The sequence below is a fragment of the Microbacterium sp. AISO3 genome, assembly GCF_002204305.1.
Classification (GTDB): Bacteria; Actinomycetota; Actinomycetes; order Actinomycetales; family Microbacteriaceae; genus Microbacterium; species Microbacterium arborescens.
In genome coordinates this window covers 378,079-392,952 of sequence record NZ_NHRF01000003.1, presented here as the reverse complement: position 1 = coordinate 392,952, position 14,874 = coordinate 378,079, and the positions used below count along the sequence as shown (strand labels likewise).

The 14,874-nt window shown below is 70.9% G+C and carries 17 protein-coding genes; 5 read left to right on the top strand and 12 right to left on the bottom strand.

Annotated elements, in window-relative coordinates; translation table 11 throughout:
- Window positions 1-24 precede the first annotated feature (24 nt).
- Both CBF90_RS07095 and CBF90_RS07090 read left to right on the top strand, forming a co-directional pair.
- Window positions 25-723: a uracil-DNA glycosylase gene (locus CBF90_RS07095; protein WP_088380234.1), complete on the top strand. Its 699-nt coding sequence runs from the start codon at window positions 25-27 to the stop codon at window positions 721-723.
- 47 nt (window positions 724-770) lie between these two features.
- Window positions 771-1,397, top strand: a complete 627-nt coding sequence (locus CBF90_RS07090) for a GNAT family N-acetyltransferase (protein WP_088380233.1) — start codon at window positions 771-773, stop codon at window positions 1,395-1,397.
- 4 nt (window positions 1,398-1,401) lie between these two features.
- Here the strand turns inward: CBF90_RS07090 and CBF90_RS07085 are convergent, their stop codons facing one another.
- The 8 genes from CBF90_RS07085 to CBF90_RS07050 form a co-directional block, all read right to left on the bottom strand.
- Window positions 1,402-1,755, bottom strand: a complete 354-nt coding sequence (locus CBF90_RS07085) for a protealysin inhibitor emfourin (protein WP_242435610.1) — start codon at window positions 1,753-1,755, stop codon at window positions 1,402-1,404.
- Window positions 1,748-2,800 carry a M4 family metallopeptidase gene (locus CBF90_RS07080; RefSeq protein WP_088380232.1) on the bottom strand — a complete coding sequence of 351 codons (1,053 nt, stop codon included), beginning with the start codon at window positions 2,798-2,800 and terminating at the stop codon, window positions 1,748-1,750. The genes CBF90_RS07085 and CBF90_RS07080 overlap by 8 nt, the downstream gene beginning before the upstream one ends.
- A gap of 48 nt (window positions 2,801-2,848) precedes the next feature.
- On the bottom strand, window positions 2,849-3,658 hold the full coding sequence (locus CBF90_RS07075) for an ABC transporter ATP-binding protein (protein ID WP_088380231.1): 810 nt from the start codon (window positions 3,656-3,658) through the stop codon (window positions 2,849-2,851).
- Window positions 3,655-4,437, bottom strand: coding sequence for an ABC transporter ATP-binding protein (locus tag CBF90_RS07070; RefSeq protein ID WP_088380230.1), 783 nt, complete (start codon window positions 4,435-4,437; stop codon window positions 3,655-3,657). The genes CBF90_RS07075 and CBF90_RS07070 overlap by 4 nt, the downstream gene beginning before the upstream one ends.
- Complete coding sequence (locus CBF90_RS07065) at window positions 4,434-5,303, bottom strand: ABC transporter permease (protein ID WP_088380270.1); 870 nt, start codon at window positions 5,301-5,303, stop codon at window positions 4,434-4,436. Before CBF90_RS07065 ends, CBF90_RS07070 begins: the two co-directional genes overlap by 4 nt.
- Before the next feature lie 8 nt (window positions 5,304-5,311).
- Complete coding sequence (locus tag CBF90_RS07060; RefSeq protein ID WP_088380229.1) at window positions 5,312-6,262, bottom strand: ABC transporter permease; 951 nt, start codon at window positions 6,260-6,262, stop codon at window positions 5,312-5,314.
- The gene (locus tag CBF90_RS07055; protein ID WP_088380228.1) at window positions 6,259-7,770 is read right to left on the bottom strand and encodes an ABC transporter substrate-binding protein; all 1,512 of its coding nucleotides are present in this window, start codon (window positions 7,768-7,770) and stop codon (window positions 6,259-6,261) included. Before CBF90_RS07055 ends, CBF90_RS07060 begins: the two co-directional genes overlap by 4 nt.
- A 180-nt stretch (window positions 7,771-7,950) precedes the next feature.
- On the bottom strand, window positions 7,951-8,883 hold the full coding sequence (locus CBF90_RS07050; RefSeq protein ID WP_242435609.1) for an alpha/beta fold hydrolase: 933 nt from the start codon (window positions 8,881-8,883) through the stop codon (window positions 7,951-7,953).
- A 69-nt stretch (window positions 8,884-8,952) separates the two neighbouring features.
- On the opposite strand from CBF90_RS07050, the gene CBF90_RS07045 reads away from it, so the two are divergent.
- The 3 genes from CBF90_RS07045 (at window position 8,953) to CBF90_RS07035 (ending at window position 10,683) form a co-directional block, all read left to right on the top strand.
- Entirely contained in the window at window positions 8,953-9,429 is a 477-nt protein-coding gene (locus CBF90_RS07045; protein ID WP_071919264.1) for a carboxymuconolactone decarboxylase family protein, read from the top strand.
- A complete protein-coding gene (locus tag CBF90_RS07040; protein ID WP_023955290.1) occupies window positions 9,426-10,148 on the top strand; it encodes a tyrosine-protein phosphatase in 723 nt (240 codons plus the stop codon). Before CBF90_RS07045 ends, CBF90_RS07040 begins: the two co-directional genes overlap by 4 nt.
- A gap of 73 nt (window positions 10,149-10,221) precedes the next feature.
- A complete protein-coding gene (locus CBF90_RS07035) occupies window positions 10,222-10,683 on the top strand; it encodes an SIP domain-containing protein (protein WP_088380226.1) in 462 nt (153 codons plus the stop codon).
- Window positions 10,684-10,689: 6 nt separating this feature from the next.
- Here the strand turns inward: CBF90_RS07035 and CBF90_RS07030 are convergent, their stop codons facing one another.
- The 4 genes from CBF90_RS07030 to CBF90_RS18760 form a co-directional block, all read right to left on the bottom strand.
- Window positions 10,690-11,139, bottom strand: a complete 450-nt coding sequence (locus tag CBF90_RS07030) for a Fe-S oxidoreductase (RefSeq protein ID WP_088380269.1) — start codon at window positions 11,137-11,139, stop codon at window positions 10,690-10,692.
- A gap of 11 nt (window positions 11,140-11,150) precedes the next feature.
- Window positions 11,151-11,999 (bottom strand): arginase family protein, encoded by an 849-nt coding sequence (locus CBF90_RS07025; RefSeq protein ID WP_088380225.1) that lies wholly within the window; start codon window positions 11,997-11,999, stop codon window positions 11,151-11,153.
- Window positions 12,000-12,082: 83 nt separating this feature from the next.
- Complete coding sequence (locus CBF90_RS07020; protein ID WP_023955282.1) at window positions 12,083-12,817, bottom strand: PspA/IM30 family protein; 735 nt, start codon at window positions 12,815-12,817, stop codon at window positions 12,083-12,085.
- Between the two features lie 1,272 nt (window positions 12,818-14,089).
- Window positions 14,090-14,866, bottom strand: a complete 777-nt coding sequence (locus CBF90_RS18760) for a TPM domain-containing protein (protein WP_242435608.1) — start codon at window positions 14,864-14,866, stop codon at window positions 14,090-14,092.
- Window positions 14,867-14,874: the final 8 nt, after the last annotated feature.

Genomic DNA, 14,874 nt, shown 5'->3' with positions numbered 1-14,874 from the left:
CCGCGACCGGCCTACCCTGGGAGTGTGACGCCGCGCTCCCTCACCGACCTTGCCGCCGACGGACTGGTGGCACCCGACTGGGCCGAGGCGCTGCAGCCCGTTGCGGCCGACATCGCCGCGCTCGGCGACCGGCTGCGCGCAGAGACCGCTGCGGGCCGGGGTTACCTGCCCGCGGGTGACCGCGTGCTGCGAGCGTTCCAGCGGCCGATGGCCGACGTCCGCGTCCTGATCGTCGGTCAGGATCCCTACCCGACCCCGGGGCATCCGATCGGACTCTCCTTCGCGGTCGACGCCCACGTGCGGCCATTGCCCCGAAGCCTCGGAAACATCTACCGAGAGCTCGAATCGGACCTCGGCATCGCCCCCGCGCCGCACGGCGACCTCTCCGCGTGGAGCGATCAGGGCGTTCTGCTGCTGAACCGCGTGCTGACCGTCGCCCCCGGTGCTCCCGCCTCGCACCGAGGGTGGGGCTGGGAGCGCGTCACCGAGCACGCGATCCGGGCGCTCGTGGCTCGCCGGCGTCCGCTCGTCGCGATCCTCTGGGGCAAGGATGCCGCGACCCTGCGGCCGCTCCTCGGCGATGCTGCGATCGTCGCGTCGCCGCATCCGTCGCCGCTGTCCGCGAGCCGCGGCTTCTTCGGGTCGCGGCCGTTCTCGCGCGCGAACGAGCTGCTCGCCGAGCGTGGCGGCGAGCCGATTGACTGGCGCATTCCGGCGCTCTGACCGGCAGTCGTCATCGGCGTGAAACGTGCGCCCCGTAGAGTTGCTGCATGCTCGAGGAGGACTCCAACCGCGACCGTCGACGCCTTCCGCGGCACCTGCGTCGCCCGGCCGAACCCGAGCGGCCCTTCTCGTACGAGATCCGGCCGGCGCAGCCCGGCGACCTTCCCGACATCCGCGAGATCTACAACTACTACGTCACCAACTCGGTCGTGACCTTCGACGAGAAGAAGTGGTCGCTGGCGCAGTGGCGGGAGAAGTACGACTATCTCACCAAGCTCAAGCTTCCGTTCCTCGTCGCGGTCTCGCCGACGGGGCAGATCCTGGGATACGCCCTCGCGTCGCCGTGGAACGGCAAGACCGGATTCCGCTACACCGCCGAGACGTCCATCTATCTCGGCCAGGCGGCGACGGGGAAGGGGCTCGGACGAGCGCTGCTCGAAGCCCTCATCGAGGCCTGCCAGCAGCTCGGACTGCGCGAGATCGTCGCTGTCGTGAGCGACAAGGGCGCGGAGGCGTCGATCGCCCTGCACGAGCGTTTCGGTTTCGTCGAGGTCGGCCGGATGGGGCGCGTGGGTCACAAGTTCGGCCGCTGGCTGGGCACGATCTACCTGCAGAAGTCGCTCGAGCAGCCGAAGAAGGGACTGCGCGGACTCTTCGCGCAGAAGTCCGGCTGAGGCGTCACTCCTCGGCCACGCCCCCCGGCGTCGCCGAGCGTCCCGTCCGGACGGCGTCGACGAGCGAACGCCACGGTTCGTCGAGGTCGTCGTTCAACTCGGCCTGACGCGTCGTCTCGCTGTCGGTGACCGCGATCCGCCAATGGAAGCGGTCGGCCCCGCTCGATCCGGTCTTGCCTGCCGGTGCCGACGCGTCGATCTCCTGCCAGGGGCACCGCCCCACCAGCTCGCGCCAGCCGGCGCTTTCGGCCGGCGCCGGCTCGACTCGCCACGTCCGCGTCAGGCCGGCGAAACCGCCGGTGCGCTCCACGACGATCCGCAGCTTGGCCGTGGAACCATCGTCACGGGTGTCAGGCATCCTCCAGCACGCCGACGCCCTGCCATCCGGCACGCACGGCGGCGACCTCCTCCGTCTCCTCACCGTACTCGTCGGCGGCCTGGTCGATCGTGGCGGCGGCGAACGCAGCGAAGTCGGCGTCGGGGGAGAGCGCCCCCGAGGTGAGCGTGCGGTACCAGATGAGTCCCGCGCGTTCCCAGGCGTAGCCGCCCAGCCGCGTCGCGACGAGGTGGAACGCCCGATTCGGGATGCCCGAGTTGATGTGGACCCCGCCGTTGTCACTGGTCGTCACGACGTAGTCGCGCATGTGTCCCGGCTGCGGGTCGCGTCCGAGCACGTCGTCGTCGTACGCCGACCCGGGCTCGGCCAGCGATCGGAGGGCGCGCCCCTGGACGGCATCCGTGAAGATGCCCGCACCGATGAGCCACGATGCCTGCTCGGCGCTCTGTCCGAGTCGGTGCTGCTCGGTGAGTGCGCCGAAGACGTCGGAGAGCGACTCGTTGAGAGCACCGGACTGGCCCGCGTAGGTCAGGCCTCCCGAGAACTCGGTGACGCCGTGAGCGAGCTCGTGCGCGATGACGGTCAGCGACCCGGTGAATCCGGTAAACACCTCGCCGTCGCCGTCGCCGAACACCATGCGCTCGCCGTTCCAGAACGCGTTGTCGTAGGCCTCGCCGTAGTGGACGGTGGCGGCGAGCACACCACCCCGACCGTCGATCGAATCGCGGCCGAAGGCGTCGAGGAAGAACGAGAACGTCGCGCCGAGCCCGTCGAAGGCCTCGTCGACCACGCGATCACCGGTGGGCGGGTCGTCCTCGCGACGGACGAGGACGCCCGGAAGCTCTTCGCGGCCCTGCGCGTCGGATACGGCCCGGTCGGCTGCGGCGATGCGCTCGGCGACGAGAGTGCCGCCCGGCTCGACGGAGAGTCGCAGCTGCGAACGTCCGGCGAGATCGGACGGACGCGCGGCGAGGGTGGTCCGCGCGGCGACCGCGGCCCGCGCGAGGTGGGGCTCGCGAGCGGAGGCGACGCGGGCGAGGAGATACGGGGGGATGATCGCGCGCATGGCCTTACGGTAGCGGCGGTCACCGACATCGGGTGCGGAAGGTGACGTCTAGTCCTGCGCGCGATGCGGGTCGATCACGGGCACCGAGGCGAGCAGGCGCCGCGTGTAGGCGGCCTGGGGCTGGAGCAGCACCTTCTCGGTCGGCCCCTCCTCGACGATGCGCCCCTCGGTCATCACGACGACGTCGTCGCACAGGTTCTGGACCACGCCGATGTCGTGCGAGACCAGCAGCAGCGTCATCCCCTGTTCCGCACGCAGACGGCGCAAGACCTCGAGGATCTGCGCCCGCACCGTCACGTCGAGCGCGGACAGCGGCTCGTCGCCGACGAGGATCGCCGGGCGGTGCGCGATCGCGCGCGCGAGGGCGATGCGCTGGCGCTGGCCGCCCGAGAACTCGTGCGGGTAGCGCTCGGCCGCGTCGGCATCCAGTCCGACATCCGACAGCACCTCGCGAACGCGCGCGCGACGGTCACCCGGGATGTCGAGCGCCCAGAGCGGCTCGCCGACGATACGGCCCACGCTCATCCGGGGATCGAGCGAGGCGTACGGGTCCTGGAAGACGATGCCGGTGCGGCGGCGGAGCCAGTGCAGGCTGCGAGCCGACGCGCGGGCGTCGACGGGACGCCCGTCGATCGTGATCGTTCCCGACGAAGGCGTGTCGAGGCCCAGGAGGAGCCGCACGAGCGTCGACTTGCCCGAGCCGGACTCGCCGATGATGCCGAACGCCGAGCCCGACCGCACGTCGACGTCGACATCGTCGAGCGCGACGGTCTCGCGCCGTGGGGCACCCGGTCCGGCGGTGCGCACCCGATAGCGCTTGCTCAGGCCGCGGGCCGAGATGAGGGCATCACCGGTCATGCCTCTCCCTCCGGCCGCCACACCGTGGCGGTGGCATCGCGCAGCAGGCCGCGGGTGACCTCCGACCGCGGAGCGGTGAGCAGGTCGGCGACCGCGCCCGTCTCGACGACGCGACCGCGTTCGAGCACGACGGCCTCCGTCGCGACCTGCGACAGCACGGCCAGGTCGTGGGTGATGAAAAGCAGCGACATCCCGTCGTCGTCGACCAGTTCGCCCAGGAGCGCCAGGATCTCGGCCTGGATCGTCACGTCGAGGGCCGTCGTCGGCTCGTCCGCGATGAGCAGGCGCGGCCGGGCGGCCAGCGCCATGGCGATCGCGACCCGCTGACGTTGACCGCCCGAGAACTGATGGGGGTAGCGGCGCAGAGCGCCCTCGGGCAGCCGAACCCGATCGGCGTCGGCCTGGGCGCGGGCGAGGGCGTCGCGGCGACCGACCCGGCCGTGGATGCGCAGCGGCTCCGCGATCTGCCGCCCCACCGTCCGCAGAGGGTTGAGGGCGGTCTGGGGCTCCTGGAAGACGATGCCGATCTGCTCGCCGCGCAGGGCCGCCAGCTCGCGATCGCGAAGTCCGAGCAGCTCCCGACCGTTCCATCGGATGCTGCCGTCGACCTCGGCGCCGTCGGGAAGCAGCCCGAGCACAGCCAGAGCGGTCAGCGACTTGCCCGACCCCGACTCTCCGATGAGGCCGACCCGGGCGCCGTCGGCGACGCCGAACGACACGTCGTCGACCACGCGGCGCCCGTCGAGCACGATCGACAGGCCCTCGACCTCGAGACTCATGCGACCACCGCCGGCGTGTGCGATGCGGCGGGGGAGCGCCGTCGGGCGAGCGTCGGGTCGGTTGCCTCGCGCAGACCGTCGCCGAGCAGGTTGAGCCCGAGCACGGTGATCGTGATGGCCAGCCCCGGCCACACGACGCTGAGCGGATGCGCCGTGAGATAGGTCTGCAGCTCGCTCAGCAGCAGGCCCCACGAGGGCTGCGTCGGCGGCGCGCCGAACCCGAGATAGCTCAGGCCCGCCTCGGCCAGCACAGCGACGGCCATGCCCCACGACAGCTGCACGATGAAGACCGGTGCGACGTTGGGGAGCAGATGGCGCACCGCGATCTGCGACGGCGTCAGCCCGTTCGCGCGTGCCGCGAGCACGAAGTCGCTGTGCAGCGTGCGGCGGAGCTCCGGCCGCGTGACCCGCGCGATGTTGACGCCGAAGCCGATGCCGACGGAGATCACGACGACCCACAACGAGCCGCCCCACACCGCCGAGATCATCATCGCGATCAGCAGCACCGGGAAGGCGATCAGGATGTCGACGAGCACCGCGACCACCTCGCGCGTCCAGCGCCCCGTGAGCGCCCCCAGGCAGGCGAGCGCGATACCGATGAGGGTGGCGACGATGCCCGCGCCCGCGGCGACGAGAACCGTCGTGCGCGCTCCCGCGATCAGCAGCGAGAGGATGTCGCGACCCGAGGCGTCCGTACCCAGCAGATGAGGCCAGCTCGGCGGGCTCCACCGCGCCGGGATGTCCACCCGCTGGGGGTCGAACGGCGTCCAGACGAGCGAGACGGCAGCCACGACCCCGATGGCGACGACCACGAGGAGCCCGAAACGGCCGGCCGGAAGCGACCACAGCCGCCGCAGCCACGGCATGCGTTCGTTCACGAGGCCTCCCGCTGTCTCGGATCCAGACCGCGATGCACGAGGTCGACGATGAACCCCACGACGAGCACGACGGCCGTGAGCGCCAGGAGCTCGCCCTGGACCTTGGGCAGATCGCGCAGGCCGACATCGGCGACGAGCATGCGTCCGATGCCCGGGAGCGTGAACAGCTGCTCGATCACGACCGCCCCCACCACGATGCCTGCAACCTGCAGGCCGAGGACGCTGATGATCGACAGGCCGACCGTCGGCAGGCCGTGGCGAAGCAGCGCGGCACGGCGCGTAAGTCCCTTGGCAGCCGCGGTGCGGACGAAGTCCTGGCCCATCGCCGACAGCGTCGCGCTGCGGACGAACCGCATCAGCATCGCGCCCTCGACGACGCCGATCGTCACGGCGGGCAGAACGAGTGCCGCGAAGGCGCGCCCCGGGTCGCGCCAGCCGTCGCGCGGGAAGCCCTGCGCGGGAAGCCAGCCGAGCCAGACCGCGAAGACCACGACGAGCATCATGCCCGCCCAGACCACCGGCACCGCCGCGAGCGCCTGAGCGCCGAACGAGAGCGCCGTGCCGTCGACGCGACCGCGACGTATCGCCGCGACGACGCCGAACGGGAGCGCGATGATCAGCGCCACGAGCATCGACATCAGTCCGAGGGGAACGGTGACCTGGGCCTTGGCGGCGAGCTCCGCCGCGACGGGTGAGCCGGTCACCAGCGAGGTGCCGAGATCGCCGCGGACCAGCCCCGCCATCCACTCGAGATACTGCGTCGGCAGCGGCACGTCGAGGCCGAGGCGCTCACGAAGCGCGGCGACCTGCTCCGGCGTCGAGGTGGTTCCCGCGATCTGCTGTGCGACGTCGCCGGGAAGGACCCGCAACGTCACGAAGATCAGCACGCTGGCGACGACCAGGCCCAGCAGGAGCAGGGCCAGTCGCGTCACCGCGTAGCGGATCACCCGTCGCTCTTGGCGATCTCGGCGAGGTTGATGCGGGCGTTCACGTTGTCGATGGGCATACCCGAGACGTTCGTGGCGACCGCGACCACCGAAGCCCAGTTGTAGAGCCAATCGGCGGCGTGGTCCTCGGACACGATCCGCGCAGCCTTCTTCAAGAGGTCATCGGCAGACTGCTCGTCCGTTGCGAGCAGCGACTGCGCGTAGAGATCCTGCACCTCGGCGTTGTCGTAGGTGAAGTAATAGTCGGGGTTCGCCCAGTTCTCGAAGTCGCGCGGCTCGGCGTGGTTGACGACGCTGAGCTCGTAGTCCTTATTCGTGTACACGTCGCTGAGCCAGGTGCCGAAGTCGACGGGGTTGACCTTGAGGTCGATCCCGACGTCGTTGAAGTTCGAGACCAGGATCTGCGGGAGCGTCGTGCCGTAGGCCGACGGGATGGTCAGGGTCAGCGCGAGATCGCTTACACCGGCCTCACTCAGCAGCGCCCGGGCTGCCTCGGGGTCGTAGGAGACGACATCCGAGAGGTCCTCGTATCCGGGGTCGGCCTCGGGGATCGGACCGTAGAGCGTCTGCCCTGCACCGACGGCCTCGACGATGGCGTCGTGGTCGATGGCGGTTCGGATCGCCTCGCGCACCCGGACATCAGCCAGGGGCCCCGACGTGGAGTTCATCGCGAGCACGCTCTTATCGGTCGCGCTGCCGGTCTCGACGACGAAGTCGCCGCCGCCCTCGACCTGATCGGCGAGGTTCGCGTCGAAGCCGACGACGACGTCGATCTCGCCGGCGAGAGCGGCGTTGATGGCTGCTTGGTTGTCGGGGATGAAGTCGAACGTGACGTCGGCTACCTGAGCCGCATCCCCCCAGTACGCCTCGTTCCGCTCGAGCGTCAGGCTGGCGCCCTGGCGCCAGTTCGCCAGCCGGAAGGGCCCGGTGCCGTTGGTGGCGGTGTTGTAGTCGACGGTGTCGCCCTCTTTGAGGATGATCCCCGCGCGGCCCGTGAGGTTCCACAGCAGCGACGAGTCGGGCTGCGACAGCGTCAGCACGATCTTCTGCCCGTCGGCGGTGACCGACGTGACGTTGGCGAGTCGTTCGCTGTCTGCCCATTCGGCGGTGGCCTGCCGGGTGGTCAGCGACGAGACGACATCCTGAGGAGTGAGGGGTTGGCCGTCGTGGAAGATGACTCCCTCACGCAACGTGAACGTGTAGGTCAAGCCGTCTGCGGAAACCTCGTGGGCGCTGGCGAGCGCGTCGACGATCTCGCCCTCCGCGGTGCGGGCGACGAGGCCCTGATAGACGTTGTCGATGAGCGTCTGATCGAGCGAGATGCCCGCGGTCTGCCGGATGTCGAGGTTCGAGGGCTCGAGCACCAGGCGGATGTTGACGCTGGCGTCCGGGTCAGGGGCGCCCATGGTGGCGGACGGCCCGGGCTCGGTCGACCCGGTGCAGCCGGCGAGGAGGAGGGTGCCTGCAGCCAGCAGTGCGGCGGCGGTCACGGTGGTGCGGCGGAGCATGTGGAGGAGGGTTCCTTTCGCAAGGGCGGTGGCATCGTTGCTGTCCGATGCGCGTCCGCGAACTCAGTGCGGCATACAGCCTAGGGTCCGCCGCGACCGCGAGACGCATTTACCGACGTCCAGCGTCGCACGGCGACTCCCTATTTCATCGAGAGCGGGCGGTGCGCAGGCTGAGCGGTGTCAGGTGGTGGTGGCGTCGCGGATGATGCGGGCGAGCTCGGTCGGGAGCTCCTCCTGCACATTGTGGCCCGATTCCACCGTGACGATGCGCGCTGCGGGAACGCGCTCGCCGAACCGATCGACGTCGGCATCGGTCAGATAGCCCCGTGTGCCGCGTACGAGCGTGATGGGCGCCGCCACGGCGGCGAAGTCTTCCCAGCCGGATGCCGCGAGGGTGGGCGCCAGCGCATCCTGCCGCTCGGATGCCGCGGCCGCGGCGCCGGGGTCGGCGGCAAGCTGGTTGGCGATGCGTGCGAAGTGGTGCTTCCACTCCACGCGGCCGTCGTCGCGCACGCGCGAGTTGAGGAAGACGCCGCGCTCGGCCGCGGTGCGGTCTCCGCCGAGCCCGAACGACAGTGCACGCTCGACCATCTCCGCGCGAGAGGCCCAGCTGGTCGGTCCGGCGAAGAACCGCCGGATCTGCGACGCCGCTCCGGCGGGGTCGAGCCCGGGCGCGATGTCGACGATCACGAGGGCACGCACGAGCTCGGGGTGCATCGCGGCGAGGGCTGCGGCCGTCAGGCCGCCGAGCGACTGCCCGACCACGACCTGCGGCGTCGTCGTCCACTGCGCGAGCGCCGGAGCGATGTCGGCCGCGAGGGTCCGGCCCGTGTAGTCCGCGTCGTTGCGCCAGCCGGAGTCGCCGTGGCCCGGAAGGTCGAACGCCAGCGCCGGCCGCCCGAGCGCGAGGACGGTGCGATCCCATGTGTGGGCGTTGAGGCCGGCCCCGTGGAGAAGGGTCACCTCGGGCTCGCCGTCGCCGAGTCGCAGCGCGCTGATCGGGCGCCCGTCGGATGCGAAGGTGAACAGCCGCTCGGCCACGGGCGCCGGCACACCGGCTTCCGCAGCCTGGACGGGCAGGAACGAGAACTCGTCGAACGTGTCGTCGTGCACGGTGATCCTTCGCATTGGGGAGGGGACCATTCTCGCGCGACGGGGGAGGGCGGTGGATAGGGTTGACGCATGAATCCGGAGCGGCGCATCCATCTCGCCAAGGCGGCTCGTCCGGCCTACGACGCGCTCGACGCGTTCGCCCGCACGGTGGGCACCATCGCGCAGGATGCCGGCATCGACGAGCGTCTGAAAGAGCTCGTGCTCGTCCACAGCTCGCAGCTCAACGGCTGCGCCTACTGCGTGCGTGTGCATGTGGGCCGGGCGGTGGCCGCCGGTGTGACGGCCGACGAGATCGCCCAGCTCGCCACCTGGCGCGAGTCGGGGGTCTTCGACGAACGCGAGCGCACGGCTCTTGAGCTCGCCGAGGCGTATGTGCACATCGCCGACGAGGGCGTATCGGACGAGCTGTACGACCGCGTGGGCGGGGTCTTCTCCGAGGCGGAGTACGTCGCGTTGAGCTGGCTCTTCATCTCGATCAACGCGTTCAATCGCCTGACGATCGCGGGCCGGTACCCGGTGCCGCCGCTCCCGCGTCCCGCCGGATGAGCGGCGCGGCATCGCTCTCGGTACCGGGAGCCCTGAACTTCCGTGACACCGGTGGCCTGCGGGCAGGTAGCACCTCGACCCGGTCGGGCGTGCTCTATCGGTCGGGAAACCTCTTCCGTGTCGACGACGCCGGGCGCCGCGCTCTCAGCGATCTCGGGCTGCGCCGCATCATCGACCTCCGCGACGACGACGAGGTGCGTTCCGAGCCCACGGTTCTCGGCGATCTCGTCATCGCAACCCAGCGGGTGCCGCTGTTCCTGGGGTCGGTCGCCTCGTTGTTCCGCGCCGACATGTCGCTCGAGTCGATGTATCGCTCGCTCGTCGACGACTCGGCTCCGCGCGTGCTCGAGGTCGTCCGCGGGGTCATCGCCGATCAGCCGGTGCTCGTGCACTGCACGATCGGCAAGGACCGCACCGGAGTGACGATCGCGATGATCCTCGCGGCAGCGGGAGTGGACGAGGATGCCGTCGTCGACGACTACGCCCGCACGGAGACGATGCTGCCGGCCGAGCGCAACGCGCCGATCCTCGCGTATCTCCGCGCGCACCACCCCGACGCCCCGCAGCTCGTCGATCTGGCGACGCGCTCGCCGGCGCCGGTGATGCGCGGGCTCCTGGCCGACCTGCGCGAGCGATTCGGTTCCCCGGCCGACTACCTCCGGTCGCACGGACTCGCCGACGACGAGCTCGCCGAACTGCGCCGCATCATCCTGATGTGAGACCTCGGAGGAGGCGTGGGGTTTCGACTGGGTAGGTAAGGCATGCCTACACCGCGGGTATAGTGGAGTCATCATGACCGAGCTCCACAGCGCCGCCGCCTGTCGCGCCTCGAAGCACGTCCGGGTGCAGCACCTGGTGACGGCCGACGAGCACTCGCTCGCCGAGCTCGAGGTGCTCCTCGCAACGCTGCCGCTGTGCTCGACCGGGCGGGTCTTCGTCGAAGTGCCCGACGCCGCGTGGATCGGAACCGTATCGGCGCCCGCCCGCATGGTCGTGACTTGGCTCGACCGTTCGCGCCGAACCGGCGCCCCGGGTTCGGGCCGCGGCTGCGGGTCGGGTGAGGCGCTCTCTCGCGCCGTCACCGCGTGGGCCGACGAGATGCTGTGCACGGATGCTGCGAAGGCGACGCGCGTGCACTTGCTGGGCGGGTTCCTCGGCACGGCCGACATCGTCGATCACCTCACCGCGCGCTGCGGAATGGCCGCCGCGTCGATCCACACGCCCGAGCGCTTCGGGCTCGCGACCGCCCGCTGAGGTCTGTCAGCGGCTCTCGGCGCGCCGTGGGATGTAGTTGCCGTCGGCCAGTCCCGCGTCGATCTCGAATCGGTTGCGCAGGGGATCGCGTCCTGCGATCAGGTAGAGAAGCGGCATGAGCATCCCGTAACGCCGCCACTGCCGCGCGTGCACGGCCTCGTGCGTGAGGATCCGTTCGCTCGGCTCGCGGTCGCCGGTGAGGAAGCACGATCCGACGCAGACGCCGCCGCGACCGAACGTCCAGCCCGGCATCCCGCGGAAGACCCACAGCCCGTGGCGGCGCTCGACGCGGCCGGTCGACCACAGCGTTCCCCAGGCGAATCCGAAGGCGGTGCCGATTCGGGCGCCGAACTGGCTGATGGGGGAGTCGAGCAGCACCCGAGGGATGAGCCGATCCAGCGACTCGCCGCGTGCGACCGCCGCGTCAGCTCGCTGCCGCCATCCGTCGGGCGGCATGCGGACACCGCTCACGCCAGGGCTCCGACGACCCGGAGCACGGAACCCATGTCGTCCACCACGGCTTCGGGATGCGGCGGGGCGAACCCCGAGACGGATGCGCCGATGAGCGGGAGGCGTCCGCGCAAGACGCCGATCGCGTTCGTGAGGGTCGGGATGTCGAGCCCGAACGGCACGGCCGCGCTCACTCCCGTGATCGCCGCGGGGTCGAGCACGTCGAGATCGACATGGACGTACACCGATGCCGCGCCGGTGGCCGCCACCGCATCGGCCAGGCGGGCCGGATCGGCCAGCTCGTCGACGCCGAGATGCGTCAGACCCGTCGAACGCATGACCTCGGTCTCTGCATCGTCGAACTCGCGGGCGCCCGCCAGAACGATGCGATCGGCGGGCACCGCGGCATCCGGTGACAACGGGGTCGCATCGAACACCGCGCGCAGGGCCATGCCGCCGAAGGCTCCCGAGGGCGATGACTCGGGAGTGTGCAGATCGCCGTGCGCGTCGAACCAGACGACGGTCGTGTCGGGATGCAGCGAGGCCGCGTGCGCGATCGCCGGCACGGCCACTCCGCAGTCGCCGCCGACGACCACCGCGTGCCCGCTCTGACCCCCGCCGCTCGAGTCGGCCGCGACGTCATCGGCCTCCACGAGGGCAGCCGTGATCAGGTCGCGGGTGCGCTGGAGCGAGCTGAAGCGGCGGATGCCGCTGCCGAGGGCCTCACCGGCCTCGACGGGCACATCGACCCGGACGGTCGCGCTGCGGGGAAGGTCGCCCGCGATCGCCTCAGCACCGTCGATGAGGGTCATCGATCGTGTCGAGGGCGAGCCCTGCCATTGCGGGACCACGATGAATCGGGTCATTCCTTCGTCCTTCGTCGGGCGTTCTCAGCGGGTGGACGTCGACGCCCGGGTGGCAGCGCCGACCCGGGCGTCGATATCGGCGCTCAGCGCTCGATGGCGCCCGCGGCCCCGCCCGTCTTCAGCGCGGCGAGCCGTGCCTCGACCTCGGTGAGCTGACCGACATCCTCGAGGCTCTCGAACTGCGCGTCGAGGCTCGAGGCGGCGAGCTCCTGCTTGCCGGCGGCGAGCGCCTCCTGGCGGCGCACCTTGTCTTCGAAGCGACCGAGCTCGCTCGTCGGGTCGAGCACGTCGATCGACTTGACGGCGTCGTGGACGCGGTTCTGCGCCTCGGCGGTCTTGGCGCGCGCGAGCAGCTCGGAGCGCTTCGCGCGCAGCTGGTCGAGCTTGACCTTCATGCCGTTGAGGCCGTCCTTGAGCTTCTCGACGACCTCGGTCTGGGTCGCGATGGTCGGCGCGATGGCGCGAGCCTCGTTCTCCTCGCTGATCTGCCGCTGCAGCGCGACCTTCGCGAGGTTGTCGAACTTGTCGGCGTCGGCGGTGTTGCCCACCGCGCGCAGCTCGTCGGCCTTGCGGCTCGCTGCCAGGGCCTTGTTGCCCCACTCAGCCGCGGCCTGGACGTCTTCCTGGTGGTCGCGTTCGAGCAGGCGCAGGTTGCCGATCGTCTCGGCGATCGCCGACTCCGCGTCCGCGATCGAGTTGGTGTAGTCCCGCACGAGCTGGTCGAGCATCTTCTGCGGGTCCTCGGCCTGGTCGAGGAGGGCGTTGATGTTCGCCTTCACAAGCGTCGAGATGCGACCGAAGATGGACTGCTTTGCCATCGGGGTTCCTTTCGTGGGTGGTCTGGAAGAGGAGAAAGTCGTCAGAAGCGGCCGCCGCCGCGGCGAGAGCGGCCTCCGCCGCCGAAACCTCCGCCGCCGCTGCGACCACGGGAACCGCCGCCGAACCCGCCGCGCGATCCGCCGAACCCGCCGCCCAGGCCGCCGCCGAAGCCGCTGCCGCCGAAGCCCGACGAGCGGCGTTCGGACGACCCGCCTCCGAGGAGCGAGTTCAGCACCATGCCGCCGATCATGGCACCCATCATGCCGTTGGAGCTCGAGCCGGACGACCCTGTTGCGAAGCCGCCGACATCACTGCGCGCCGCGTCGATCGCGAGTCCGCTCAGCTGCGTCGCACGCGTTGCATCGGCCAGTGCCCGCTCGGGTTCGATCTGCGCGGTCGCCTCGGCGCGGTCGAGCGAGGCGCGTGCTTCGGCGATGCGCGTTCGGGCGGTCGCGCCGACGGCGCCGCGCCTCGTACCGATGTAGTCCTCCGCGGCGGAGACCTGGGCGCGGGCCTGCTGCAGCTGCTGTTCGAGCGTCTGCCGTGCGCGGGCGGCCCGCTGCGCGGCATCCCGGGCGCCGGCAAGCGCAGCGTCGATCGCGGAGTTCGCACCCAGGAGCGCGGACAGTGCCGCCTGCGGGCGGCGGTGCTCGCCCGTCAGCTGAGCGCGCGCGGCATCGATCTGCTGCCGCGTGGCGGAAGCGACCGCGGCGAGTGCGCCGTCGGGGTCGGGGACGCCGACCGCTGCAGCGACATCCTGTTCGAGGTCGGTGATGAGCGCAGCGGCGTCGCGCTCGGCGGTGGCGAGGTCGGTTGCGACCTTCTCGACCGAGGCTTCCAGCTGAGCAGCTTGAGCGACAGCTCCCTCGGCTGTGCGCAGCGATACGGCAGCGGCGGCGCCGTCGCCCGCCGCGATCGACTGCTGCGCCGACGCGAGCTGCTCATCCGCGTAGGTCAGGCGGCTGCGAGCCTGCTCGGGGTTGTCGTCGATGGTCGCGAGCTCCTCGGGGGCGTACGCCGATCGCAACCGCTCGAGAGAGGTGACCGCCCCGTCGAGCCCGGCCCCGGCGGCGTTGCGCTCCTGCTGGATGCGCGCGAGCGCCTCGGGAGCGTTCTGCTCGAGGTCGCGCAGACGGTCGAACTCGTCGGCACGCGCGTCCAGCTCGGAGTCGGCGTGCGCGCACAGCTCGAGGATCCGCGTGTGGATGGCGCGGACATCGGCCTCGGTGTCGGACTGGTCATCGTCCAGGCGCTGCTGCAGCGAGAACGCCTCATCGAGGTCGCGTCGCGCCTGAGCCAGCGTCTCGGCGAACGCAGCGGCTGCGTCGTCGCCGAACTGCGCAGTCGCGAATCCGAGCTCCTGCTCGCTGGTGCGGATGGCGTCGTCGGCTGCCACGAGCGCGCTGGCGGAGCGCCGGGCGAGCTGCTCGATCGGCTCGGCCGCCGCGCCGACGGCGGACGAACACGACGATGACCGCGATCACGGCGCCCACGGCGAGGATCCCGAGGACGATCGTCAGGCTCGAAACGCCCGAGCCGTCCGACGCGCCGCCGGGTCCACCGCTGGATCCACCGACCGCAGCCGCGAGCCCTCCGGCTGCGGCGAACGCTGCGCCGCCCCAATCCTCTGCACGGAGCTCCGGAAGGATGTCGCGGGTCTCGATCGTGCCCAGGGTGTCGCCGTCGACCGGGCCGTTGGTGTCGCCCGACAGGTAGAAGTTGCGCTGCTCGGTCGCGATCGCCAGCACGTACTGGGTCGTGCCGAGACCGCCGCGCTCGGCGACCGCGTTGGCCCAGCCTTCGGCGTCGGACGGACTGGTGAAGGCGTCGACGTAGACGACCCACAGATCGACGCCCGCCTCGGAGCTCAACGCGGTGAGCCTCTCGTCGACGGCACGCTCCTCGCTCGACGAGAGCGCATCGGCCTGATCGACGACGCGTCCCGAGCCGAGGTCGACCGGGTCGGTCGCCCAGGCCGCGGCGGAGCCGCCCACGACGAACATCAGGCTCGCCACGATCGAGAGCGTCACCGCTCGGAGCACGCGCATCCGTTCCC

Excerpts from the sequence above, each read along its gene's own strand:
- CBF90_RS07090 (WP_088380233.1), top strand. The coding sequence starts at position 771 with ATGCTCGAGGAGGACTCCAACCGCGACCGTCGACGCCTTCCGCGGCAC.
- CBF90_RS07085 (WP_242435610.1), bottom strand. The coding sequence starts at position 1,755 with ATGCCTGACACCCGTGACGATGGTTCCACGGCCAAGCTGCGGATCGTC.
- CBF90_RS07080 (WP_088380232.1), bottom strand. The coding sequence starts at position 2,800 with ATGCGCGCGATCATCCCCCCGTATCTCCTCGCCCGCGTCGCCTCCGCT.
- CBF90_RS07075 (WP_088380231.1), bottom strand. The coding sequence starts at position 3,658 with ATGACCGGTGATGCCCTCATCTCGGCCCGCGGCCTGAGCAAGCGCTAT.
- CBF90_RS07070 (WP_088380230.1), bottom strand. The coding sequence starts at position 4,437 with ATGAGTCTCGAGGTCGAGGGCCTGTCGATCGTGCTCGACGGGCGCCGC.
- CBF90_RS07065 (WP_088380270.1), bottom strand. The coding sequence starts at position 5,303 with ATGCCGTGGCTGCGGCGGCTGTGGTCGCTTCCGGCCGGCCGTTTCGGG.
- CBF90_RS07055 (WP_088380228.1), bottom strand. The coding sequence starts at position 7,770 with ATGCTCCGCCGCACCACCGTGACCGCCGCCGCACTGCTGGCTGCAGGC.
- CBF90_RS07045 (WP_071919264.1), top strand. The coding sequence starts at position 8,953 with ATGAATCCGGAGCGGCGCATCCATCTCGCCAAGGCGGCTCGTCCGGCC.
- CBF90_RS07040 (WP_023955290.1), top strand. The coding sequence starts at position 9,426 with ATGAGCGGCGCGGCATCGCTCTCGGTACCGGGAGCCCTGAACTTCCGT.
- CBF90_RS07035 (WP_088380226.1), top strand. The coding sequence starts at position 10,222 with ATGACCGAGCTCCACAGCGCCGCCGCCTGTCGCGCCTCGAAGCACGTC.
- CBF90_RS07030 (WP_088380269.1), bottom strand. The coding sequence starts at position 11,139 with ATGCCGCCCGACGGATGGCGGCAGCGAGCTGACGCGGCGGTCGCACGC.
- CBF90_RS07025 (WP_088380225.1), bottom strand. The coding sequence starts at position 11,999 with ATGACCCGATTCATCGTGGTCCCGCAATGGCAGGGCTCGCCCTCGACA.
- CBF90_RS07020 (WP_023955282.1), bottom strand. The coding sequence starts at position 12,817 with ATGGCAAAGCAGTCCATCTTCGGTCGCATCTCGACGCTTGTGAAGGCG.
- CBF90_RS18760 (WP_242435608.1), bottom strand. The coding sequence starts at position 14,866 with ATGCGCGTGCTCCGAGCGGTGACGCTCTCGATCGTGGCGAGCCTGATG.